The 23,918-nt window shown below is 74.3% G+C and carries 11 protein-coding genes and 1 pseudogene; 4 read left to right on the forward strand and 8 right to left on the reverse strand.

The window, feature by feature from the left end:
• Nucleotides 1-183: 183 nt before the first annotated feature.
• Nucleotides 184-744, reverse strand: coding sequence for a MarR family winged helix-turn-helix transcriptional regulator (locus tag K7G61_RS33165; protein WP_225850856.1), 561 nt, complete (start codon nt 742-744; stop codon nt 184-186).
• 128 nt (nt 745-872) lie between these two features.
• On the opposite strand from K7G61_RS33165, the gene K7G61_RS33170 reads away from it, so the two are divergent.
• A complete protein-coding gene (locus tag K7G61_RS33170; protein WP_225850857.1) occupies nt 873-2,189 on the forward strand; it encodes an MFS transporter in 1,317 nt (438 codons plus the stop codon).
• A gap of 194 nt (nt 2,190-2,383) precedes the next feature.
• On the opposite strand, the gene K7G61_RS33175 is transcribed toward K7G61_RS33170, so the two are convergent.
• Nucleotides 2,384-4,105: a SpoIIE family protein phosphatase gene (locus K7G61_RS33175; protein ID WP_225850858.1), complete on the reverse strand. Its 1,722-nt coding sequence runs from the start codon at nt 4,103-4,105 to the stop codon at nt 2,384-2,386.
• Nucleotides 4,106-4,310: 205 nt separating this feature from the next.
• Complete coding sequence (locus K7G61_RS33180; RefSeq protein WP_225850859.1) at nt 4,311-5,678, reverse strand: NAD(P)/FAD-dependent oxidoreductase; 1,368 nt, start codon at nt 5,676-5,678, stop codon at nt 4,311-4,313.
• A gap of 297 nt (nt 5,679-5,975) precedes the next feature.
• Here K7G61_RS33180 and K7G61_RS33185 point away from each other — a divergent pair.
• Together K7G61_RS33185 and K7G61_RS33190 are read left to right on the forward strand one after the other, a co-directional pair.
• Nucleotides 5,976-6,782 (forward strand): annotated as a pseudogene (locus K7G61_RS33185) (TetR/AcrR family transcriptional regulator); the annotation flags it as partial.
• A gap of 581 nt (nt 6,783-7,363) precedes the next feature.
• Entirely contained in the window at nt 7,364-9,235 is a 1,872-nt protein-coding gene (locus K7G61_RS33190) for a sigma-70 family RNA polymerase sigma factor (RefSeq protein ID WP_225850860.1), read from the forward strand.
• 118 nt (nt 9,236-9,353) lie between these two features.
• On the opposite strand, the gene K7G61_RS33195 is transcribed toward K7G61_RS33190, so the two are convergent.
• The 4 genes from K7G61_RS33195 to topA all read right to left on the reverse strand — a co-directional run bounded on the left by K7G61_RS33195 (nt 9,354) and on the right by topA (nt 21,002).
• Entirely contained in the window at nt 9,354-10,085 is a 732-nt protein-coding gene (locus tag K7G61_RS33195; protein WP_225850861.1) for a DsbA family oxidoreductase, read from the reverse strand.
• A gap of 82 nt (nt 10,086-10,167) precedes the next feature.
• On the reverse strand, nt 10,168-13,938 hold the full coding sequence (locus K7G61_RS33200; protein ID WP_225850862.1) for a BTAD domain-containing putative transcriptional regulator: 3,771 nt from the start codon (nt 13,936-13,938) through the stop codon (nt 10,168-10,170).
• Nucleotides 13,939-14,338: 400 nt separating this feature from the next.
• A complete protein-coding gene (tmk, locus tag K7G61_RS33205; RefSeq protein ID WP_225850863.1) occupies nt 14,339-17,866 on the reverse strand; it encodes a dTMP kinase in 3,528 nt (1,175 codons plus the stop codon).
• A gap of 340 nt (nt 17,867-18,206) precedes the next feature.
• Nucleotides 18,207-21,002 (reverse strand): type I DNA topoisomerase, encoded by a 2,796-nt coding sequence (gene topA, locus K7G61_RS33210; protein WP_225850864.1) that lies wholly within the window; start codon nt 21,000-21,002, stop codon nt 18,207-18,209.
• A gap of 150 nt (nt 21,003-21,152) precedes the next feature.
• On the opposite strand from topA, the gene K7G61_RS33215 reads away from it, so the two are divergent.
• Nucleotides 21,153-22,316: a recombinase family protein gene (locus K7G61_RS33215; protein ID WP_225850865.1), complete on the forward strand. Its 1,164-nt coding sequence runs from the start codon at nt 21,153-21,155 to the stop codon at nt 22,314-22,316.
• Nucleotides 22,317-22,352: 36 nt separating this feature from the next.
• Here K7G61_RS33215 and K7G61_RS33220 read toward each other — a convergent pair whose 3' ends face one another.
• Entirely contained in the window at nt 22,353-23,903 is a 1,551-nt protein-coding gene (locus K7G61_RS33220; protein WP_225850866.1) for a methyltransferase, read from the reverse strand.
• Nucleotides 23,904-23,918: the final 15 nt, after the last annotated feature.

Here is a 23,918-nt window from a genome sequence, read left to right on the forward strand (position 1 = left end):
TGCGCACGTCAAAGCGACAGTGACACGACCCCGTTCACGGGGCGGCCAGTCGATCGAGTGCTTGCTGCGGAATGGCTGTCCGGGGACCGACCGGAGTCGGTGCTCACGTCGGACAACCCGGAGAACGTTACGTACCCGTTCAGCTCGTGTCAACTCTGGTCGGGTAGCGCCGGGTGCCGGGCCTCAGTCGAGGTCCTCCAGCCGGCCGCCGGCGTCCGGCTGGGCGGCCTCGACGCGGCGGAGGAGCCGGGTGAGGATCTCGCCGAGGAGGGTGCGCTCGACCGGAGTGAGGTCCTGCAGGAGCTCGTCCTCGAAGGCCGCCGCCGAGCGCATGGTCTCCAGCCACTTCTCGCGGCCCTCGTCGGTGAGTTCCACGATGACGCGGACCCGGTTGGCCTCGTCGCGCTCGCGGGTGACCAGGCCCTCGGCGACCATGCGGTCGATGCGGTGGGTCATGGCCGCGGGGGTGAGGCCGAGGCGCTTGGCCAGTTCGCCGGGGCCGAGTCGGTACGGCCTGCCGACGACCACGAGGGCCTTGAGGACTTCCCACTCCGCGTTGCTGATCCCGAGGTCGACCAGCTGGCGGCCGTAGGCCACGTTCATCCGCCGGTTGAGCCGGCCGAGCGCGGTGACGACCTTCTCGACCTGGGGGTCGACCTCGGGGAATTCGCGCTGGTAGGCGGCGATCTGGGCCTCGAGGTCCAGCTCCTGGGGAGCTCCTGCGGAGCCCGCGGCTGCGGTCATGGAATGAGTATGACACGAAAGAGCGTTGCACTAAAGCCCTTCGACCTGTAGCGTTTAGGTTCGAAGTTTAGCTCTGAAGTCTTGACCTCGAAGACGGCCTGGTCAGGGCCTTGATCAAGGAGGTGAGCGTGACCACCGCCATGGGCGCAGCGTTGCGCCGGATCCAGCTCGGGAACGCGCTGAGCGCGTTCGGCAACGGCTTCACCGTGCCCTTCACGTTCATCTACGTGTCGCAGGTGCGCGGGCTCGGCGCGGGTACCGCGGGCGCGGTGCTGGCGACGTTCGCCGTGGCCGCGCTCTTCGTACTGCCCCTCACCGGTCGGCTGATCGACCGGCGCGGCCCTGTGCCCGTGGCCGTCGCGGGCACGGTGCTGGCGGCCTCCGGTTCGCTGGGGCTCGGACTGTCCGGCAGCGAGCCGGGGGTCATAGCGGCGGCGGGTGCGCTGGGCGCGGGGATAGCGGTCGTGCAGCCGGCTCTGGCCACCATGATCGTGTGGTGCTCGACCACGGTGACGCGGTCGCGCGCGTTCGCCACGCAGTTCTTCCTGAACAACCTGGGACTCGGCCTGGGCGGGCTGCTCGGCGGCCTGATCGTGGACACCGCCCACCCGGCGTCGTTCCTCCGTCTGTTCGCGACGGAGGCGGCGATGTTCCTCGTGCTGGGCGCTGTGGTGGCCACGGTGCGGCTGCCCGCGATGCCGCCTCTGGAGAAGGACGTGCGCCAGGAGTGCGGCGACGCGGCGCCGGCCGGCGGATGGCGGCTGCTGCTGCGGGACCGGGCGATGGTGATGATGTGCGCGCTCGGCTTCGTGATGTTCTTCGCCTGCTACGGGCAGTTCGAATCGGGGCTGTCGGCCTTCGCGGTCGAGGTCAGCCGCATCTCCCCTGCCACGCTCGGGGCCGCCCTGGCCGCGAACACGGCGGTGATCGTGCTGGCTCAGTTCGCCGTCCTGCGGCTGGTCGAGCACCGGCGCCGCAGCCGGGTGATCGCGCTGGTCGGCCTGGTGTGGACCCTGGCGTGGCTGGCCGCTGCCGCGTCCGGCGCCGTGCACGGCCATCATGCCGCGGCGGTCGCGGCGATCATCTCGACGTACGCACTGTTCGGTCTCGGTGAGGCCATGCTGGCTCCCACCGTCTCACCGCTGGTCGCCGACCTTGCGCCGGCCCGGATGGTGGGGCAGTACAACTCGGCGTTCGCCCTGGTGAAGCAGTTGGCGTTGGCGCTGGGGCCGGCCGTCGGCGGTGTGCTGGTCGGCGCGGGTGCGTACACGGCCTACATAGCGATGCTCGTGGCCTGCTCGCTGGCCGTCTCCGCGGTCGCCTTGCGGGTCGGCCACCGGATCGCCCCGGCACAGGACAGCCCGCTGCACGCCACCCGGGTGGTGGCGCGTTCCCAGCGGGGCGTGCCGGCACAGGTCCCGGAGGCCGAGCGCATATCCGCCTGAGCCGCCGAGCGGTCCGTGGCCCGTGGTCCAGGTGCGCGGCCGGTGTCCCGGGGCGCGCGGCCCGAGGCCCGGCTCGTTGGTCCCGGGGGCGGGGCCCGGGGTGCGCGGTGCGGGCCACGGGTGGCGTACGGCCGACCCGTACCTCCGGTGTGGCCGGTGGGGCGTGGCCCGGCGGGGGTTCGCCCGTCGCGCCGTCAGGCCTTGCCCGGGAGGGCGAACTCGCACCAGACGGCCTTGCCGCCGCCGGGGGTGCGGCGGGAGCCCCAGCCGCTGGCGATCGAGGCGATGATCGAGATGCCACGACCCGCTTCGTCGCCGGGGTCGGCGCGGCGGCGGCGCGGGAGGTGGTCGTCGCCGTCCGTGACCTCGATGATCAGGCGCCGGTCGGTGCGCCGCAGCCGCAGCCGCATCGGCGGGGTGCCGTGCTTCAGGGAGTTGGCCACCAGCTCGCTGGCCGCGAGGACACCGAGATCACGCAGTTCGAGGGGGAAGCGCCATGAGGCGAGCACCCCGGTGGCGAAAGCGCGGGCGCGGGGAGCCGCCTCGATGCCGCCCAGGAGGTCAAGGGAGGCGTTGCGGAAGAGCTCGGCGTCGGTGCCGGTGTGATCGGGGTACTGCAGGACGAGGACCGCCACGTCGTCGTCGTGTTCCGAGGTGACGCCGAGCGAGCGCAGCAGGCGGTCGCAGATCACCTGGGGGGAGCCGGTGGCGCCGGCCAGGGCGCGGGTGAGCGCGGCCACGCCCTCGTCGATGTCCTGGTCGCGGCGTTCGATGAGCCCGTCGGTGTAGAGGACGGCGGTGCAGCCCGGGCCGAGCGGAATGCTCCCCGAGGTGTGGACCCAGCCGCCGGTGCCCAGTGGCGGGCCGGTGGGTTCGTCGGCGCGGTGGACCGTGCCGTCGGGGTCGCGGATGAGGATGGGGAGGTGACCGGCGCTGGCGTAGGACAGCCGCCCCTCGCTGGGGTCGTGGACGGCGTAGACGCAGGTGGCGATCTGCGTGGCGTCGATCTCCGACGCCAGGCCGTCCAGGAGCTGGATGACCTCGTGGGGCGGCAGGTCGAGGCGGGCGTAGGCGCGTACGGCCGTGCGCAGCTGACCCATCACGGCGGCGGCGCGCACTCCGCGGCCCATCACGTCGCCGATGACGACGGCGGTGCGGCCGGCGCCGAGGGTGATGACGTCGTACCAGTCGCCGCCGACGGCCGCGTCGGTGCCGCCGGGCTGGTAGGTGGCGGCGACCCGGAGGTCGTCGGGCTGTTCGAGTTCCTGAGGAAGGAGGCTGCGCTGGAGGGTGACGGCCGTTTCGTGGAGGCGGCGTTCGCTCTCCCGCAGACGCTCGGCGGACTGCACCTGGTCGGTGACGTCGGCCGCGAAGACCAGGACGCCGCGGCGCTCGGGGTCGGGATCGGTCTCGTCGACAGGGGTGCAGGTGAACGTGAAATAGCCCTCACGGGTGGGTGAGGTGCCGTCCGACCAGACCACCTTGCGGGCCTTGACGGTGCGGGGCCGGCCGCTGCGGTGGACCTGGTCCATGAGGGAAAGGAGACCGAGTTCGCCGAGTTCCGGCAGGGCGTCGCGGGCCGGGCGGCCGGTGGTGCGGGGCCCGAAGATGTCGGTGTAGGCGTGATTGACGAACCCGACACGGTGGGCGGGGCCGTGAGTGACGGCGACAAGCGCCGGCAACCGGCTCAGGAAGCCGGGGAGGGAGGACTCGCCGGCGGCCGGATCGGAGTCGCCGCTGTCGGCAGCGGTGCCGCAGCCGGTACCCGTAGCGGTGCCGGAGGCGGCACCGGTAGCGGTACCGGACGCCGGGGCGGAGGGGACGGCGGCGGCCTCACGGGTGTTGCCGCGGGCCGCGGGTACGGCGCTGCGTCGCTGTGTTCCGGGGAGCCGGGCGCTCCAACGCGTAAGGTTCAAACGTCCGATTCCTCGTATGTGTCACTGTTTGCCAGTTCTGGCGCACGCGGGGTCACATATCCAGTGTGGCCGAACCGCGGCCGTTGGGGGAATCGGGGCGGCAGGAGCGGACCGGCCGCCGGGTGGTGCGGCGCCGCAGCCGCGATCAGGGCCGCGATGGGCGTCAGCATCGGTGTCACGATCGGCGTCACGATCGGGGCCGGGCTCAGGGGGCGTCCGGTGCGCGTCCGGTGCCGGCGGCGGATCCGCGCCCCGTGCCGGGATGTTCCAGGGATCCCAGGGAGACGATCTCGCGTTTGAAGAGCCCGGAGAGGATCCATTCGGCCAGGACGCGGGCCTTGCGGTTGACGGTGGGCACGCGGCCCAGGTGGTAGAGGCGGTGCAGGAGCCAGGCGGGGTAGCCCTTGAAGGTGCGGCCGTAGACGCGGGCGACCCCCTCGTGCAGACCGAGGGAGGCCACCGAGCCGGCGTGCCGGTGGCGGTATTCGGCCAATGGGCGGCCGCGCAGTTCGGCGACGATGTTGTCGGCGAGGACGCGGGCCTGGCGCAGGGCGTGCTGCGCGTTGGGCGCGCACCAGGTGCCCGGCTCGTCCGCGGTGAGGTCCGGCACGGCGGCCGCGTCACCCGCGGCCCAGGCCGCTTCGGCGCCCGCCACCCGCAAGGTGGCCTCCGTGCGCAGCCGGCCGCTCGCGGTGAGCGGAAGCCCCGTGGCGGCGAGGACGGGCGCGGGTTTGACGCCTGCCGTCCACACGAGGGTCCGGGTGGGCAGCCGGTCCCCGTCGGACAGCGTGGCGATCCGGTGCTCGCAGGACACCAGCCGGGTCTCCAGCCGGACGTCGACGTTGCGGCCGCGCAACTCGCGGATCGCGTACGTGCCCAGCGCCTCGCCGACCTCCGGCAGGATCCGCCCGGCGGCCTCGACCAGCACCCACTTCATGTCCTCGGGCACGATGTCCGGGTAGTAGCGGGTGGCGTAGCGGGCCATGTTCTCCAGTTCGCCGAGCGCCTCCACGCCCGCGTAGCCGCCGCCGACGAAGACGAAGGTCAGCGCCGCCTCGCGGACTTCGGCGTCGCGCGTGGAGGAGGCGATGTCGAGCTGTTCGAGGACGTGGTTGCGCAGCCCGATGGCCTCCTCGACGTTGCGGAAGCCGATGCCGTACTCGGCCAGGCCCGGCACCGGCAGGGTGCGGGAGACGGCGCCGGGCGCCAGCACCAGGTGGTCGTACGGGATCTCCAGCGCCCCGCCGCCCTCCTCCTCGGTGGCCGGCGTCACGACGGAGGCGACCCGCTTGTCGTGGTCGACGCCGCGGACCTCACCGACCACGATCCGGCACCCGCGCAGCACCCGTCGCAGCGGCACCACGACGTGCCGCGGGGAGATCGACCCGGCGGCCGCTTCGGGGAGAAACGGCTGGTAGGTCATGTAGGGCTGGGGCTCCACCAGCACGATCCCGGCCTCGCCGCGCTTCAGCTTCCGCTGCAGTCGCAGCGCCGTGTACATCCCGACATAGCCACCGCCGACGACGAGAATACGCGGGGTGCTTGCGCTGGCCAGAGGTGCCGACTCCGTCATTGCTCCATGACGCAATGGACCTGAGCCGTTTGTCCACAGGCCGGACGGCACCATTCTCGGAAAGCGACTACGGTTCTTGGTAAGCGGTACGCACAACACCGGGCAAAGGCCACGTGGCGGCCGTGCGCGGCCGGACCGCGCCCCTGGGAGAGGCGGCCGGGGGACGCCCCCTTCTTTCTCGACGCGGCCTCAACTATGTTCGTATCTCGTAGAACTACCGCGCGGCCACGCGCGGTGATCTTCACAAGGGTGGGGAGTCTCCGGGGGGAGACATTCAATTTTCCGGGGGATGGACATATGCACATTCAGGACTCTCAGCGCACGTCCGGAAGTTCCGGAACTGCGGGAACGGCCTCCGTAGCGACAGCCGCGGCGGGTACGGAGGGGCGGGGCGAGGGATCGGAGCGGTCGGTTCCGCTTCGAGTCGACGCGCAGCGCAATCTTGAACACGTGCTGCGGGCCGCACGCGAGGTGTTCGGCGAACTGGGGTACGGCGCCCCGATGGAGGACATCGCGCGTCGTGCCCGTGTCGGCGTCGGCACGGTGTACCGGCGCTTTCCGAGCAAGGACGTCCTGGTCAGGAGGATCGCCGAGGAGGAGACCGCGCGGCTGACCGAGCAGGCGCGCACCGCGCTGGGCCAGGAGGACGAGGCCTGGTCCGCGCTGGCCAGGTTCCTGCGCACCTCGGCGGCCTCGGGCGCCGGGCGGCTGCTGCCGCCGCAGGTGCTCCGCGTCGAGGGCTCGCCGGGCGGCGACCGCGGCCCGCACGGGACCGGCGAGGGGATACGGGTGCCGCAGCAGCGCAACCGGCTTGCGCCGGCGGGCGGCCCCGACCTCGCCGATCTCGCCAACCTCGCCGACCGCTCCGGCCAGGAGCGGGACGGCGACGACGGCGACCAGGACGGCATACGCGCCCTGCTGGACGTCGTCGGCCGGCTCGTGGAGCGCGCACGGGCCGCGGGGGAGCTGCGCGGTGACGTGTCGGTGGCCGACGTACTGCTGGTCATCGCCACCGCCGCGCCCGCGCTCCCTGACGCCGCCCAGCAGGCCGCCGCCTCGGAGCGGCTGCTGGACATCCTGCTGGAGGGCCTGCGTTCCCGGCCCGGGGAGCGGCTCGCCCGGCGCGCCGGCACACCGGCGGCCGAGACGCTCGACGAGACGGCCGACGAGACAGGCATCGGACAGGCCGGACCGGACACGCAGGCGCAGGCCGGACCGGACGCAGGGCCGGGTCGCTGAGCACGCGGCCCGGCGCAGGAGGGGGGCGCTCCGCCGGCCCGCGGTCGCTGCCGGCCTCCGGGCCGCGGCGGCGCCCCCGTTCAGAGGGACTCGATCGGGTGAATCAGGGGTGGGGATCCGGTGGGAGTGGAGGACGTGTGAACACTGGCACCACGGACGAGTGGTTCGGCCGGCTGCCGTGACCGCGCTCCTTCCGGCTGTGCCACCCTTGCGCCGTGGATGAGGCGAACGGGGACGCGGGCACGCCCTCGGCGGACCCGTCGGGGACCGGGGACGGTGCGGCGGCGCACCGGGTGCCGGGCCAGCGCGACCCCGCGGCGCGTTCGGAGCCGCCTTCCGAACCGCCTTCCGAACCGCGTTCCGAACCGCCTTCCGACTCCGGTGCCGCGCGCCTTCCCGCACCGGCCGACGGCGGCGAGGCGGACGCACGCGCCGCAGCGCGCCCGGTGCCCCGGCCCGCCGCCGGTCCGGACGGCCACGGGGCCCTGTCCGACGCCGAGTTGGTCGCCCAGGTCCGCGGCGGCCGGGACAGCGCGTACGGGGAGCTGTACCGGCGGCATGCCGAGGCCGTGCGCCGCTATGCCCGCACCTGCTGCCGGGACGCCCACACCGCCGAGGATCTGACCGGCGAGGTCTTCGCCCGTACGCTGCAGGCGATCCGCGGCGGCAGCGGTCCCGAGTCCGCGGTGCGCGCCTACCTGCTCACCACGGTGCGGCGGGTCGCCGCGGCCTGGGGCAACTCGACGCGGCGGGAGCACCTGGTCGAGGATTTCGCGGTGTTCGCGGTCTCCTCGGCAGGGGCGGGCGCGGCGCAGGCGACGGCGGACGTCGGCGCGGACGTATGCGCCATGCGGGAGGCCGAGCGGTCGCTGGCCGTCCAGGCGTTCCGCACGCTGCCCGAGCGCTGGCAGACCGTGCTGTGGCACACCGCGGTCGAGGAGGAGTCGCCCAGCGCGATCGCCCCGATGCTGGGGCTGACGCCCAACGCCACCGCCGTGCTGGCGCACCGGGCGCGTGAGGGACTGCGCCAGGCGTACCTCCAGGCGCACGTCAGCAGTGCCCTGACCGCCGAGGGCGCGTGCGCGCGGTTCGCCGACCGGCTCGGCGCGCACGCCCGCGGCGCCCTGCGGACGCGCGCGGACCGCGAGCTGAACCGTCACCTCAAGGAGTGCGCGCGCTGCTCGGCCGCCTCCATGGAGCTCGCCGACCTGAACGCGACGCTCAAGGGGCTGCTGCCGGTCGCGTACATCGGATGGTTCGCCGCCGCGGCCGCCGCAAAGGCCGCCGCCGTCGTGGCCGGCGGGACCGCCGCCGGTGCCGCGGCCGGAGCCGCGGCCGCGACTGCTTCCGGCGGCACCGGCGCGGCAGTGGGCGGGGGTACGGGCGCGGCAGTGGGCAGCGGTTGGACGGCGAGCGGGGGCGCGGCGGCCGCGGAAGGGCTCGGCGCCCCCGTCAAGGCCGGGGCTGTCGCGGCGGGCGTGGTGGTGGCCGCCGCGGCGACCGCTGTCGCCCTCGCCCTCACCGGCGGCCACGGAAAGCCGGGCCACCACCGGCCCGCGGCCCAGCCGTCGGCGGCCTCTCCGGTCATCACGCTGCCGCCGGCTCCGGCGAAACCGTCGCCCCGCGTTCCCGCCGCCGTACCGCCGCCCACCGTTACGTCCAGGCCGTCGCCCGCGCCCACGACCTCGCGGCCCGCCCCGACCCCGGCCCTGTCACCGACACCGTCACCGTCGCCGACTGCGGTCGCTCCACGGACTCCGGTCCCCGCCCCACCCGCCTCCACGTCCGCCCCGACGCCGCCGCCCACCACGCCGCCGACCGCCCCACCGCCCACCGCGCCGCCCCCGCCCCCGCCGCCTCTCGTCTCGTACCGGCTCGACGCGCTCGGCCTCAGCGGCGCCGGCGGCGGTTCCGCGCCGACCATCCGGCCGTCCTTCTCGCCGCTCGGCTGGCGGTGGGACCGCTGGGGGCTGTCGGTCGGCGGCACCCGTTACGCACACGGGGTCACCGTGCACGCCCCCTCCGAGCTCACCATCGACCTCAATCGTTCGTGCGTGGCCTACGACGCCGAGGTGGGCGTGGACGACCTGGCCCGGTTCGGGGGCGCGGGGGTGCGCTTCTTCGTGGACGGCGACGGCACGCCGCTGTGGTCGTCCGCGGTGGTGCGCGGCGGTGACCCGGCGGTGGCGGCACACGTAAGTCTCACCGGTTACCGGACACTGACCCTGCGGGTGACGGCCGTACGGCGCGGCCCCGGGCTCGGGCTCGGCCTCGGCGACCTGGCGGACTGGGCCGACGCGGTGATCCGCTGCCGTTAGGCGCGGGAGGCCGCCGGTCCCGCGAGGCGACGACCGGCCCGGCCCTGTGGCCCGGCCGCCGCCCCGGGGCGCTGGTCCCGGCTCCCGGACGCGGCTCCCTGCGTCCCTGCGTCCCGGCTCAGCGCACCTCGCACACGCCGTCGGCGCAGTCGTCGGCGTCCGGGGCGGCGTCGGCGCCCGTCCCGGTCGTACGCACCGGCTCCGGCTCGGACGCCTGCGCGGTCTCCTCGGCCACCTGTTCCAGGACCTGGAGGAAGGTGGAGGTCTCCTGACCGCCCTGCACCGCCCACTTGCCTTCGAAGACGAAGGTCGGAACGGCGGTGATGCCCAGGGCGCGGGCCTCCTCGACCTCGGCGAGGACCTCCGCGCGCAGCTCGTCGCCGGCGAGGAAGGCGGAGACCCGGGCCGGGTCGAGGCCCTCGGCGGCCGCGGCCTCGGCGAGGTGCTCCGGGTCGCCGACATCCTTGCCGCCCGAGAAGTGGTCGGCCATCAGGCGGCCCTTCAGCCTGGCCTGCGCGTCGGCCCCGTACTCGTCCAGGGCGAACCGCAGCAGGCGGTGGGCGAGCAGCGTGTTGTTCTCCAGCGCGTCGTCGAAGGCGAAGGTGAGCCCTTCCGCGGCGCCCAGCTCGGCGATGCGGTCGTCCATGGCGGCGGCTCGCGGGCCGAACTTCGCCGCCAGCACCTCGCGGTGCGGGCGCGGCTCGTCCGGCGCGGACGGGTCGAGCTGGAAGGGCCGGTACACCACCTCGACGTCCTCGCCCTGCGGGAACGCCCCCAGCGCGCGCTCGAAGCGGGCCTTTCCGATGTAGCACCAAGGGCATACGACGTCCGAGTAGATCTCGACCTTCACCGCGTTCTCGTTCCTGCTCGTAGGAATCCCGTGCGGCCCCCGCCCGCGCCTTCGCCTGCGGCAACCGAGTGGCGACCGCCGCCTATTCCCGCGCCCGTACGCGCGCACCGCCCGCCTTCTGGCCCGTGCCCGCACGAAGGTCCACGCCGCCGCCGAGGCCCACGCCGATCCCGGGGTCCGCGCCCTCACCGAGGTCCGCGCCCTGCGCCAGTGTCCGCAGCAGCTGCGCCGCCCGTTCGCGGTCCAGGGCGGTGCCCGTGGCGCGGGCCGCCTCGCGTTCCTCGCGGGTCAGGCGGTCGCGGGCCAGGGCTCGTACGCGGGCGTCCGCCTCCTGTTCGGGGGCGGAGCGCGGGAGCTCGGCGCGCAGGCAGTCGGCCACGACGCCTAGGACGAGGGCCGCGTACGTGTCGCCATAGGCGGCGAGGACGGAAGCGGCGACGTCGAACTGGGAGGCGACGACGGGCTCGGTGCAGCCGAGTTCGAGGCTCAGCCGGGCGGCCTCGGCCAGCTCCGTCAGGGCGGCGGGCGCGTCGCCCTCGGCAGCACTGATACGTGCCGCCAGGTTCAGCAGCAGGACGCGGAACACGGGCGGCGGGGACCCGTCCGCCGCATGGGCGGCTGCCAGGTCGTACATCGCCCGTGCCTCATCGACCGCGCCGCGGCGCAGCAGCAGAACGGCCTGCAGGCAACGGATGTAGGTGCGGGCGTCGTGGACGGCGTACCGCTCGGCCTCCTCCGCGGCCTGGTCGGCGACCTTGGTGGCGGTGCCGTCGTCACCCGACAGGTGCGCGAGTTCCGCCAGCCGCGCGAGTACGAAGGGGCCCTCGCCGTAGGCGCGCAGCTCGCGGCCCAGGCGGTACGCGGTCTCGTAGTCACGGCGGGCGGCCTCGTAATTGCCGCGCAGCGCCTCGATCTCGGCGCCCGCGCTGTGCACCTGGGCGCGGATCCAGCGGTCGCCCAGGCGCGCGGCGAGTTCCTGCAGCTCGGCCCGGTCCGCGTCGGCCGCCGCGGCCCCGCCCGGCGAGTCGACGGTGACATGGGTGCGGAACATCAGCGCGGCCGCGACTTCCCAGTCGCCGCCATGGGCACGGCAGTTGGCGACGACCTCGTCGGTATGGCCGCGCAGCGACGCGGTACCGCCGAGCGAGTACAGCGTGAACGGCCACAGCAGGCCGGGAAAGCGCGCCGCCTCCGGACCGCCGCCTCCGTACGCCGCCGCCAGCCGCCGTGCCGTCTCGCGCGACTCCTCGGCGGACCACTGCTCGTGCGACGGGCGATCGCTGTTGACGAAGAAGCGCAGCATGTGCAGGTCGTTGCGCGGCCAGTAGAGGGCGTCGGCCGGTTCGGCGGCCCGCAGGACGGGGGCGTCGGCCGGTACGGCGGCGGGCCGGCCCGACCGCTCGTCGTCCGGCGGTGCGGCCAACGGTCCCGCAGGCGGCCCGGCCGGCGGTGCGGCCACTGACGGCGCGAAGAACCGGTCGCCGATCGCGGCCACGCGGTTCAGCCAGCCGCTCGCCTCGTCACGGTAGTTGCGCAACCACCAGAACCAGCCCATCGCCACGGCCGTCGCGATGGCGTCCTCTTCCTCGCGGCGGGTGATGGTGCGGTGCAGGACGGCCCTGACGTTGTCCAGTTCCGTCTCCAGGACGTCCAGCCAGCGCAGTTGGTCCGCGCCGCGCAACCGCGGGTCGACGTCCCGGGCGAGGTCGCGGAAGTACGCGGTGTGCCGGGCCTCGGCCGCCGCCAGGTGCTCGGGCCGCTCCCGGGCCCGCTCCGCGGCGTACTCGTGGATGGTCTCCAGCAGCCGGTAGCGCGTGCCCGTGGGACGGCCGTGGTCGGCGACGAGCAGGGACTTGTCCACCAGGCCCGTCACCGCTTCGAGGGTGTCCGGCCCGCACACCGCCTCGGCGGCGGCCAGGGTGCAGCCGCCGGCGAAGACGGTCAGCGCGCTCAGCGTCGTGCGCTCGTGCTCGGTCAACAGGTCCCAGCTCCAGTCGACCACCGCGCGCAGTGTCTGCTGGCGCGGCAGCAGCGTGCGGCTGCCGCCGGTCAGCAGGCGGAAGCGGTCGTCGAGGCGGTCGGCGATCTGGCGCGGGGACAGGGCGCGCAGCCGGGCCGCGGCCAGTTCGATGGCCAGTGGCAGGCCGTCCAGGCGGCGGCAGATCACGCGGACCGCGTCGGCGTCGGCGTCCACGTCCTCAGCCGCGCCCGGTCTTACGGCGGCGGCGCGCTCGGCGAACAGCCGGTACGCGGGCAGCGGCGGCAGCGGCTCCACGGGCCGGACGACCTCCCCCGGTACGCCGAGTGGCTCGCGACTCGTCGCCAGCACGGTCACCCCCGGGCACTGGGCGAGCACCTCGCCGGCCAGGTCCGCGGCGGCCTCGATCAGGTGCTCGCAATTGTCGAGGAGGAGCAGCAGGCGGCGTGGGGCGCAGTGTTCGACGATTCTGGTGAGCGGGTCCTCGGGCAGCCCGGCGGATTCCGGGCCGAAGGGCCCGGCGCCGACGGCTCCGGGGCCGACCGGGCCGGGGCCGGCTGGGCCGGCGGCAGAGGGGCCGGGGCCGACCGTTCCAGCCCCCGCGGGTCCCGCGCCCGCGGGTCCGGCACCTGCGGCTCCCACCGGTTCCGGCTGCTCGGTCCGGGGGCTCGCATGGTCCGCCCCGCCGGGTTCGGGACGGAGGTGATCGCTCGTGAGGGGGTCGCGGCGGGGGGAACGCAGAAGCGTGTCGCGGCGGCCGAGGGCGCTCAGGACGGCGTGCGGAACAGCCGCCGGTTCGTCGAGCGGGGCGAGTTCGGCCAGCCAGACGCCGTCCGGATAGGCGTCCTGCGCCGCCTCCGCGGCCTCCTGCGAGAGCCGGGTTTTGCCGGAACCGCCCGGTCCGGTCAGTGTCACCAGCCGCGCGCCGGCCAAGTCGGCGGCAAGGGAGCGCAGTTCCTTCTCCCGTCCCACGAAACTGGTCAGGCGGGCGCGGAGGTTACCGGGCCGCCGCAATGGAGCCGAGGTGAAGGCGGACGCCTTGGCTGCGGAAGCGGGGCCGGACGCCTTGGCTACGGGGGCGGACGCCTTGGCTACGGGCGCGGGCTGCGGTGGCATGGCCGCAAGGGCGGCGGAGCGCGGACCGGGGGCCGGGGACTCCGCTTGGCGCAGCAACTCGGCGTGCAGGGCGCGCAACTCCGGGCCCGGGTCCGCGCCCAGGGCCTCGGCCAGTACCCCCCTCGCCTCCTCGTACGTGACCAAGGCGTCGGCGGTACGGCCCGCGGCGCGCAACGCCCTGATCAGCTGGGCCCGGAACGCCTCGTCCAGAGGATGGTCGGCGACCGCCTGCCGCAGCGCGGCCAAGGCGTCGGCGTTTCTGCCGAGAGCGAGGTCGGCCTCCACGCGCAGGCGCACGGCGGTGAGCCGCAACGCCTCGGGGCGGGCCGAGGCCGCGGCGCGGTCGGGCAGGTCGGCGAGGGCGGGGCCGCGCCACAAGGCCAAGGCGGCGTCCAGGCTGGCGGCCGCCGACTCGGCGCTGCCCGCGCTCAGGGCCGCTTCCCCCTCACGCAGGAACCGTTCGAACCGGTGCAGGTCGACCGTGTCCGGGTCGGCCGTCAGCCGGTAGCCGCCTGGCTCGGAGGCAATCGCGTCGCGCCCCAGGACGCGCCGCAGCCGGCCGACGAGCGCCTGGAGCGCGCCCGGCGCGTCGGCGGGCGGGTCCTGCGCCCAGACCTCCGCCATCAGCTCTTCGGGAGTGAGGGTTCGCCCGGCATTGACGGCCAGGACCGTGAGCAATGCGCGCAGCCTGCCGCCGGCCACGGGCACGACGCGCTCGCCGTCCCGTACCTGTGTGACCCCGAGCACCGCGTATCGCACGCACCTATTGTGCTCGGCTTCCGCCCCCGGCGGGCCTGCCGTCCGCGTGCCGGGCCGCGCCACCGCTCGGTCCGCGCAGCCTGATCAGGAAGTCCAGGCATATCGGGGCTTGGCCACGTCGTCAGGAGCCGGCGCGCGGGCTGGAGGGCCCGCGCTCCCGCACGCATCCCCGCACGCCGTCGAGGAACTCGTCCGCCTGCCGCAGGGACCAGCGGCGCGCGGGAATCGGTCCTCGTCAGACCCACGGTCAGCTCGCGGTGAGGCGCCGGCCCGGGGTGGGCCACGGCGATGTGCGGCATCAGCTCGTCGCGGGCCCGGGACGGGCGTCGCGCCCCGGGCCGGCCCGCCACCCGGACGGGGCATCCTCATCCGGTCCGACCGATGATCCGAGCGGAACTGCCTAGGCTCGGCCGTTTCCCGGGGGGTCGATGTCGTTGTGCGGGCCCAGGAGCTCGTCGGCGAGGCTGGGGAGGTCGTCCAGCGGGGTCTCCTCGGCCCACTCCGGCCGGGGGCGGCGGGGCTGGGCCGGGGGCATCTCGCGGGTGCGCTCGTTCTCCTGCAGCTCGGGGCGGAAGAGCCACGGCGGCACCCGGTCGGCGGGATCGTCCCGGCGCGACCTCGCCTCCGGCGACGGCGGCGGCAGGGACCTGGCCGTTCCGCCCGCCGCTCCCTCGCTCGCTCCCTCGCCGGGCCCGCCCGACGGGGCGGACCTGCCGGACCTACCGGGCTCGGGCCGCGGAACTTCCGCCGTCTCGTCCTCCTGCCCATCGGCTTCCGCCGGTGCGGCGTCGGCCGCCGGGCCCCGGCCGACGGGCGGCAGCACCCTCGTCTCGTCCGCGGCCGACCGGTCCCGGTCCCGCACCGCGTCCGCCGCCGGGCCCTGGGCGACCGGCGGCAGAACGGCCGTCTCGTCCGCCGCCCGCTCGTCCCGCGGTTCGCCCACGCTCGGCAGCACCGCCGTCTCGCCGGCGTCCGCGTCCGGGTCGCCGATCGCGGGCAGGACCACCGTCTGGTCGGCGGAGTCACGGGAGGCCGGGCGCAGCTTCGTCGTCTCGTCCGGGGCGCCGCCCTCCGCCGGCAGCGGGGTCAGTACTGTCGTCGCCTCACCGGACTCACCGGAATCCCCGGACTCGGCGGAGTCGGTGGAGTCGGTGGCGTCGCCGGGGTGACCGGGCCGACCGGAGTGACCCGCCGGGCCCGGCTCGCCGCCACTCGGGCCCTGGCCGGCGTCCCGCGCTCCGCTCCCCTGCCCGGACTCCCCCGACGGGCGGTTCCCGCCGTCCTCCATGGGAGCCGAGGGCAGCTCTGTCGTCTCCTCGGCGTCGGATGCCGCGGCGGCAGCGGCAGCGGCGGCGGCACGGGCCTGCTCGGCGCGCAGCAGGGCCTCCTCGGCCTTGCGCTGCTTCTCCAGGCGCCGCGCCTCGGCCTCGGACCGCAGCCGGGCCTGTTCTTCGGCGAGGCGCCGCAGTCGCTCCTGCTCGGCGGCGCGGGCGGCCTCCTCGGCCTCGCGGCGGGCGGCCTCCTCGGCGGCCAGCCGGGCCGCCTCCTCCTCGCGAAGGCGCCTCTCCTCGGCCTCCTGGGCGGCTTTCCGCTCGGCGATCTCCCGCCGGGCCGCCTCCTCGGCGGCGAGCCGCCGCTCCTCTTCCTCGCGGCGCAGCTTTTCCAGCTGTGCCTGGCGCTCGCGCTCCTTGCGCTCCTCCTCCGCCTTGCGCGCGGCTTCCTCGGCCGCCCTGCGGGCCGCCTCCTCGGCCGCCTTGCGCTCGGCCTCGGCCCGGGCCTCGATCTCCTTGGCGGACAGCGGCAGCATCCGGTCGAGCCGGTGCCGCACCACCGTGGTGACCGCCTCGGGCGCCTGCGCGGCGTCGACCACGAGGTACCGAGCCGGGTCGGCGGCGGCCAGGGTGAGGAACCCGGAGCGCACCCGCTGGTGGAACTCCGCGGGCTCCGATTCCAGCCGGTCGGGAGCCTCTGTGAACCGCTCGCGCGCCTGTTCCGGGGAGATGTCGAGCAGCACCGTCAGGTGCGGGACGAGTCCGGCGGTCGCCCAGCGCGAGATCCGGGCGATCTCGGTGGGCGCGAGGTCGCGCCCGGCGCCCTGATAGGCGACGGAGGAGTCGATGTAGCGGTCGGAGATGACGACGGCGCCGCGGGCGAGGGCGGGCCTGATCACCGTGTCGACGTGCTCCGCCCGGTCGGCCGCGTACAGCAGGGCCTCGGCCCGGTGCGAGATGCCGGCCGTGGACACGTCGAGCAGGATGGACCGCAGCCGCTTCCCGACCGCCGTGGCACCCGGCTCCCGGGTGACGACGACCTCGTGGCCCTTGGCCCTGATCCAGTCGGCGAGCGCATCCACCTGGGTGGACTTCCCGGCGCCGTCGCCGCCTTCTATCGCGATGAAGAAGCCTGTGCCGGACGGCGCGGTGGCCGGTTCGCCGCCGCCCAGCACTTCCCGCAGGTCGCGCCGCAGCGGCACGCCGGTACGGTCGTCGACCTGGCCCAGCACGAGGGCCGCGATCGGCAGCAGCAGGGCCCCGACGAGCATCAGCGTGTACGCGGCGCCGCCGTGGGCGAAGGTGAAGTGGCCGTCGTGGATGCGGCGCGGCCCGATCGCGCCGGCCAGCAGGGGGGCGACGACCGCGGCGGCGGCCAGCGCGACCCCGGACACCGCCCGCAGGTGTTCGGCGGTGCGGTCCCGGCGCGGCTCCTCGGTCTCCTGCTCGACCAGGACGTGCCCGGTGTTGGCCGTCACCCCGGCCGCGACGCCCGCCAGCAGGGCGAGCAGCAGCACGGTGGTCTGGTCGGGCACGATCCCCGTCAGGAGCAGCGCGATTCCGGTGATCCCGATGGCCAGCGCCAGCAGCCGCCTGCGGGACAGCCCCGGCAGGACGCGCGGCGCGATCCGGATGCCGGCGACCGTCCCGCCGGTGAACGCCACCACCAGCAGCCCGAATCCGGTCGGTCCGAAGCCCAAGTCGGCGGCGAGCAGCACCGAGACGGCGACCGCCGCCGCTGTGGCGCACACGACGGCGGCGGTGGCGAACACCAGCAACGGCAGCGCGCCCGTGCGTCCCTTCTCCTGCCCCAGCGGGCTCTTGGGACGGCGCAGCCCCTCCAGCGGCGAGCGGGGCCGCCCGGTCGTGCCGGAGGGCAGCTCCAGCAGGTAGAGGATCGCGATGCAGGACGAGAAGAGCCCGGCCGTGACGTAGGAGGACAGTGCGACCTGGTGCAGGTGGAACCAGTCGACGCCCACCGCGATCAGGGTGTTGATCAGGGTGACGACCACCAGCGTCGCGGCGGCGGCCGGCAGCGCCACGAAGCTCGTCCGGAGATCCAGCCGGCGAAGCGTGGCCAAGTGGTCGGGCGCGGGCCGTACCGAGGTGTCGCCCGGCGGCGGCAGCAGCGCGGGCGCCGCGCCGTCCTTGGCGATGGTCCACAGCCGCTCGGCGGCGCCCGTGACGAAGACGGTGACGAGAAGCCAGATGTGCGCCGCGTCCGGCACCCAGGTGATCCACAGCGGCGCGACGATGAACGACGCCAGGCGTACGCCGTCGGCACCGATCATCGTCCAGCGGCGGTCCAGCGGCCCGCTCTCGGCGGTGAGCGCGGACAGCGGGCCGAGCAGCACCGCGCCGAAGAGCACGGTCGCCACCAGGCGCGCGGTGAACACCAACGTGACCGCGTACGCGGTGCCGCGGTAACCGCCGCCGAAGGCGTGGGCCCCGAACGCCGCCTGCACGGTGAGCACGAGCAGCACCAGCAGGCCGAGGCGGTCGGCCACTGCCCCGGTGAGCTGCGCACCCCACAGTTTGCGCAGGGCGGGAATCTTCAGCAGCGCGCCGACGGCACGCTCGCGAGAGTCCGCCGCCAATTCCCCGGCGAACGCGTCGCTGACCTCAGCGGGCTGCCCTGGCTGCTCGGATCGCGTCATTCTGACAGCGTATCCGGCCACCGGAAAGGCATGCTCCCGGCCTGTGGAAAACCTCCGGCCGGGCGGGTCCGGCACCCGGCCGGGCCCTCACGTCGCCGGCAGACGAGCCGCCGGCCCACGCCACGAGACCTGCCACGCGGCGAGGCTTGTCGTGCCGCGCGGCTGATCGCGCCACGAGGCCTGTCAGGCATCGATGCCTGCCGGGTCGTCGCCCGCCTCGGCCCCTGCCCGCCCGCCGTCGCCGGCTGCCCGTCGCCCGCCCCGCATCGCCCGTCCACGGCGCCCGCCCGCCATCGCCCGTCCGCAGCGCCCGCCCGAAGGCGGCCGACCACCGCGCCGGTCAGGCCCCGGTGGTCTTCTTCGCCGCCGTCTTCTTCGCGGGCGCCGAGCCCGCCGCCTTGGCCGCGGTCTTCTTCGCCGCGGTCTTCTTCGCGGGAGCCTTCTTGGCCGCCGCCTTCTTCACCGGGCCCTTCGCCCGCTTCTCGGCGAGGAGTTCGTAACCGCGCTCGGGAGTGATCGTCTCGACGTCGTCGTCCCGGCGCAGCGTCGCGTTGGTCTCACCGTCGGTCACGTACGGCCCGAAGCGGCCGTCCTTGACCACCACGGGGCGCTCGCTGACCGGGTCGGTGCCCAGCTCCTTCAGCGGCGGCTTGGCGGCTGCCCGCCCGCGCGCCTTGGGCTGCGCGTAGATCGCCAGTGCCTCGTCGAGGGTGATCGTGAAGATCTGGTCCTCGCTCTCCAGCGACCGCGAGTCGGTGCCGCGCTTGAGGTAGGGCCCGTAGCGGCCGTTCTGCGCGGTGATCTCGACGCCGTCCGGGTCGGAGCCGACCACCCTGGGCAGCGACATCAGCCTGAGCGCGTCCTCAAGGGTGACGGTGTCCAGGGACATCGACTTGAACAGGGACGCCGTCCGCGGCTTGACCGCGTTCTTGCCGGTCTTCGGGGTGTCCTCGGGCAGCACCTCGGTGACGTACGGCCCGTAGCGACCGTCCTTGGCGACGATCCTGCGGCCGGTGACCGGGTCGTCGCCCAGCTCGAACTCGCCGGAGGGCCGAGCGAACAGTTCCTCGGCGTACTCGACGCTGAGTTCGTCCGGCGGCAGGTCGGCGGGCACGTCGGCCCTGCGGTGGCTGTCCTCGCCCTTCTCGCCCCGCTCGATGTAGGGCCCGTAGCGGCCGACGCGCAGCACGATGCCGTTGCCGACCGGGAACGACGAGATCTCCCGGGCGTCGATGGCACCGAGGTCCTCGACCAGCTCCTTGAGGCCGCCGAGGTGGTCACCGTGGCCGTTGCGGACGGCGACCGGCTCCACGGCGGCGGCGTCGGCATCGTCGGTGCCGAAGTAGAAGCGCCGCAGCCACGGCACGGACTGCGCCTCGCCGCGGGCGATGCGGTCCAGGTCGTCCTCCATGGACGCCGTGAAGTCGTAGTCGACCAGCCGCCCGAAGTGCTTCTCCAGGAGGTTGACGACGGCGAACGACAAGAAGGTGGGGACCAGCGCGGTGCCCTTCTTGAACACGTAGCCGCGGTCGAGGATCGTGCCCAGGATCGTCGCATACGTGGACGGGCGGCCGATCTCGCGCTCCTCCAGCTCCTTGACCAGCGACGCCTCGGTGTAGCGGGCGGGCGGCTTGGTGGAGTGGCCGTCGGCGGTGATCTCGTGCGCGGTCAGCGGGTCGCCCTCGGCCACCTGCGGCAGCCGCCGCTCGCGGTCGTCGAGCTCGGCGTTGGGGTCGTCGGCGCCTTCGACGTACGCCTTGAGAAAGCCGTGGAAGGTGATGATCTTGCCGGAGGCGGAGAACTCCGCGTCCCGGCCGTCGGCGGAGGTGCCGGCGACCTTGACGGTGACGGACTGGCCGACCGCGTCCTTCATCTGGGAGGCGACGGTGCGCATCCAGATCAGCTCGTAGAGCCGGAACTGGTCGCCGGTCAGGCCGGTCTCGCCCGGGGTGCGGAAGCGGTCCCCCGAAGGGCGGATGGCCTCGTGCGCCTCCTGGGCGTTCTTCACCTTCCCGGCGTACACGCGCGGCTTGTCCGGCAGGTAGTCGGCGCCGTAGAGCTGCGTCACCTGGGCGCGGGCCGCGCTGATCGCGGTCTCCGACAGCGTGGTGGAGTCGGTGCGCATGTAGGTGATGAAGCCGTTCTCGTACAGCTTCTGGGCGACCTGCATGGTGGCTTTGGCGCCCAGGCCCAGCTTGCGCGAGGCCTCCTGCTGGAGGGTGGTGGTGCGGAAGGGCGCGTACGGGGAGCGGCGGTACGGCTTGGACTCGACGCTGCGGACCGCGAACCTGGTGTCGGCGAGGGCCGCGGCAAGGGCGCGGGCGTTCGCCTCGTCCAGGTGCAGGACGTTCGCGGAGTCCTTCAGCGCGCCGGTGGCCGGGTCGAAGTCGCGGCCCTGGGCGACGCGGCGGCCGTCCACCGCGGTAAGGCGGGCGGCGAACGCGGACGGGTCCGAGGCGTCGCCCGCCCGGCCCGCGTGGAAGGTGCCGGTCAGGTCCCAGTAGTCGGCGGACCGGAAGGCCATGCGCTCGCGCTCGCGCTCCACCACGAGGCGGGTGGCCACGGACTGGACGCGGCCCGCCGACAGCCGCGGCATGACCTTCTTCCACAGCACCGGCGAGACCTCGTAGCCGTACAGCCGGTCCAGGATGCGGCGGGTCTCCTGGGCGTCGACCAGGCGCTGGTTCAGCTCGCGCGGATTGCGGACGGCTTCCTGGATCGCGTCCTTGGTGATCTCGTGGAACACCATCCGGTGCACCGGGACCTTGGGCTTGAGGATTTCCTGCAAATGCCAGGCGATGGCCTCGCCCTCGCGGTCCTCGTCAGTGGCCAGGAATAGCTCGTCCGACTCCTTCAGAAGGTCCTTGAGCTTCTTGACCTGTGCCTTCTTGTCGGCGTTGACGACGTAGATCGGCTGGAAATCGCTGTCCACATTGACGCCGAGCCGCGCCCACGGCTGGCCCTTGTACTCCGCCGGCACTTCGGCGGCCCCGTTGGGGAGGTCGCGGATGTGCCCGACGCTGGCCTCGACGACGTATCCAGGGCCCAGGTAGCCCTTGATCGTCTTCGCCTTGGCGGGCGACTCGACGATGACGAGTCGGCGGCCGCTGCGTGCGGTCTCGCGGGTCGGGGACAACTTCGCTCTTCTCTCCGGGTCGAAGGGGTGTCGCTGCGGAGTGTGACCGTACCTCCCGGGCCCGTGTCAAACGAGGAAAGTCCGCAACGCCACTCGAACGGTAACCCGATGTATGTTCTAACCATTACAGTACACACCGTCGGGGTCCTCATGCAGGCTACGTCCACATGGCAGATCACGCGTGAATTCACCCACGCCGACGACCGCGGCAGGCGTAGCCGGCCGGCCACCGAGACGGCGGGTACCGCGTCTGCCGACAATGCCACACCTCGCCGTGGCGCCGAGGAGGGGGGCGGCGGGCCGGCCGCCGACCGCACGCCGTCATCCGGCTCGGACGTACGCGAGCGGGCCGCCGCGGGGCGGCAGACGGGCGGGCACCGACGCTTCGGCTGGCTTCCGGGCGACCTGTCCGACGGGCGCCCGCACAATCACCTGCTCGACCCCTTCGAGTCGCCTTACCTGCGGCGGGCCATAGAGATGATCATGGCGGGAAAGTCGGAGCGGACGGTCACCCGATGGCTGATCGACCAGCGGGTGCCGACCGTCAGGGGCGGCAAGTGGACCGGTACCACCGTCCGCAACATGGTCAGCAATCCGGCGGTGTGCGGCTACCGCGTCCTTGGCGGCGAACTCGTCCGCGACCCCCTCACGGGTGAGCCGGTGGTCGGCGGCTGGGAGACGATCGCCACACCGGAGGAATGGCTGCGGGTGGTCCGGCGCTACGCGGGGGGTTCGGCCGTCGCCATTGCGTCGGGCGCCGCGGCAGGCGCAACAAGCGAGCCCGGCACAGCAGCCGCGGGACCCGCGGCCGGTTCCGCGCCCTCTTCTCCCACCGGCGCGCGCGCCCCGGAACGCAGACGTATCGCTCAGACCCGCAAGTACCTGCTGTCCGGATTCCTGCGGTGCGGCAGGCGCGGCCGCGACGGCACGGAGTGCGGTGCCACCCTGGTCGGCAACCCGGTGACCCGCGGCACCCCGCACGGGTCCTATGCCTGCACGTCGGCGCGGTGCCGTGGGCTGGCCCGGCGGATGGACCTGGTGGACCGGACGATCACCGACATGGTCCTGGACGAACTCGAATCGCGGTACGGGGGCGGCCTCGCGGACACGCGGAATCGGCCGGATCCGCTCCTCGGCGGCTTCACCCGGCAGCGGTGGGCGGAATTCGACCTGCGGCAGAAAAGGATCGCCGTGGCGGCGGTCGTCGACGCCGTGACGGTGCGCCCGCTGCCGGAGGGGCGCTCGACGCGCGCCCCCTTCGATCCCGCGCTCCTGGAGATGCGCTGGACGCCCCCGCTCGCCCCGGACGGGTGAGGGGATCCAAACCCGCGTCCCCTCCCACGCCTCCTCTCACTCCTCCCCGACCGGCACCAGGAAGCCCTGCTCGACCAGGAGCCTGATCGACTCGGGCGTGCGGTCGCGCAGCACCACCGGGTCCTCGCCCAGCAGTTGCGCGATGGCGTCCACGATCCGGCCCGCGGGCAGCGTGCCGTCGCACACTCCGGCGAAACCCGCGCCCACCGTGTCGACCTTGGTCGCGCGGCGCATTCCGCGCGCCGATCGCAGCACCACATGTTCCGGGTCCTCGGCGCCGGGCAGTCCGACCTGCTCCTGGACGACGTCCGGGGCGAGGGCGAAGCGCGCGCCGAGCAGCGCCGCGTCGTCATGGGCGCGCAGGAACTCCTGCCGGTCGAACCAGTCGGCGATGTGCGCGCCGAGCGGCTGCTCCACCGGGTGCGGCCACTCCTCGACGGTGACCGAGGGGCGGTCCGCTCCGGAGCGCCGCAGCGTGATCCAGCCGAATCCGACGCCCGCCACCTTGGCGCGCTCGAAACCGTCCAGCCAGGCGTCGTACCGGGCCGCGTACGCCGCCGGGTCGCCGCGGTGGGCGCCGCTGTCGCGCAGCCACAGTTCCGCGTACTGGGCCACGTCCTGCACCTCGCGCTGCACGATCCAGGCGTCGCATCCGGGCGGCACCCAGGAGGCGAGGCGGTCGCGCCAGTCCTGACCCTCGATGTGCTGCCAGTTGGCGAGGATCTGGCAGTAGCCGCCGTCGGTCAGGTGGTCGGCGCTCTCGCGGACAAGGGTGCGGCACAGGTCGTCGCCGGCCATTCCGCCGTCACGGTAGGTGAGCCGCTCGCCCGCGCCTGCCGGGGAGATCACGAACGGCGGGTTCGAGACGACGAGGTCGTAGCGCTCGTCGCCGACGGGCTCGAAGAGGCTGCCCCGACGCAGATCCGGCTCGTGCCCGCCCGACAGCGCCAGGGTGAGGCGCGCGAAGTGCAGGGCGCGCGGGTTCAGGTCGGTCGCGGTGACGCGGGTGGCGTGCCGGGAGGCGTGCAGGGCCTGCACACCGCAGCCCGTGCCGAGGTCGAGCGCCCGGCCGACGGGCTTGCGGACGGTGATCCCGGCCAGGGTGGACGAGGCGCCGCCGACGCCGAGCACGAGGTCGGCACGCCCGACCCCCAGGGCCTCGGCCCCCGAGGCGGCGCCCACGCCTCCCGCACCACCGACCGAACAGCCGAGGTCCGAGACGATCCACCAGTCCTCGCCGCCGTCCCCGGCGTACGGCCGTACGTCCACGGTGGCGCGCACGTCCTCACCGTCACGCAGCAGCCAGCCGTCGGCCTCGTACCGGTCCACGTCCTTCAGCGCGGCCCGAGCGCGCTCGCGAGCGACCGGGCGCTGGAGGAGGAAGAGCCGGACGAGGGTCTCCAGCGGGCTGCCGCCGCGGGTGGCGCGCAGGGCCGGGACCGTCTCGGCGCGGGAGAGCGCCGCATAGGCGACGGCCCCCAGCAGGTCCAGGCAGCCGTCCGCGGTGAAGGCGGCGGTCGTCAGGTCGTCCCGCAGCAGGGCGGCACTGTCGGCCGCGGGGAGGAGGGGCGTACTCACACCCGCCATTGTCGCCCCCTGCGC

This window comes from Streptomyces sp. HPF1205 (assembly GCF_020400825.1).
Taxonomy (GTDB): domain Bacteria; phylum Actinomycetota; class Actinomycetes; order Streptomycetales; family Streptomycetaceae; genus Actinacidiphila.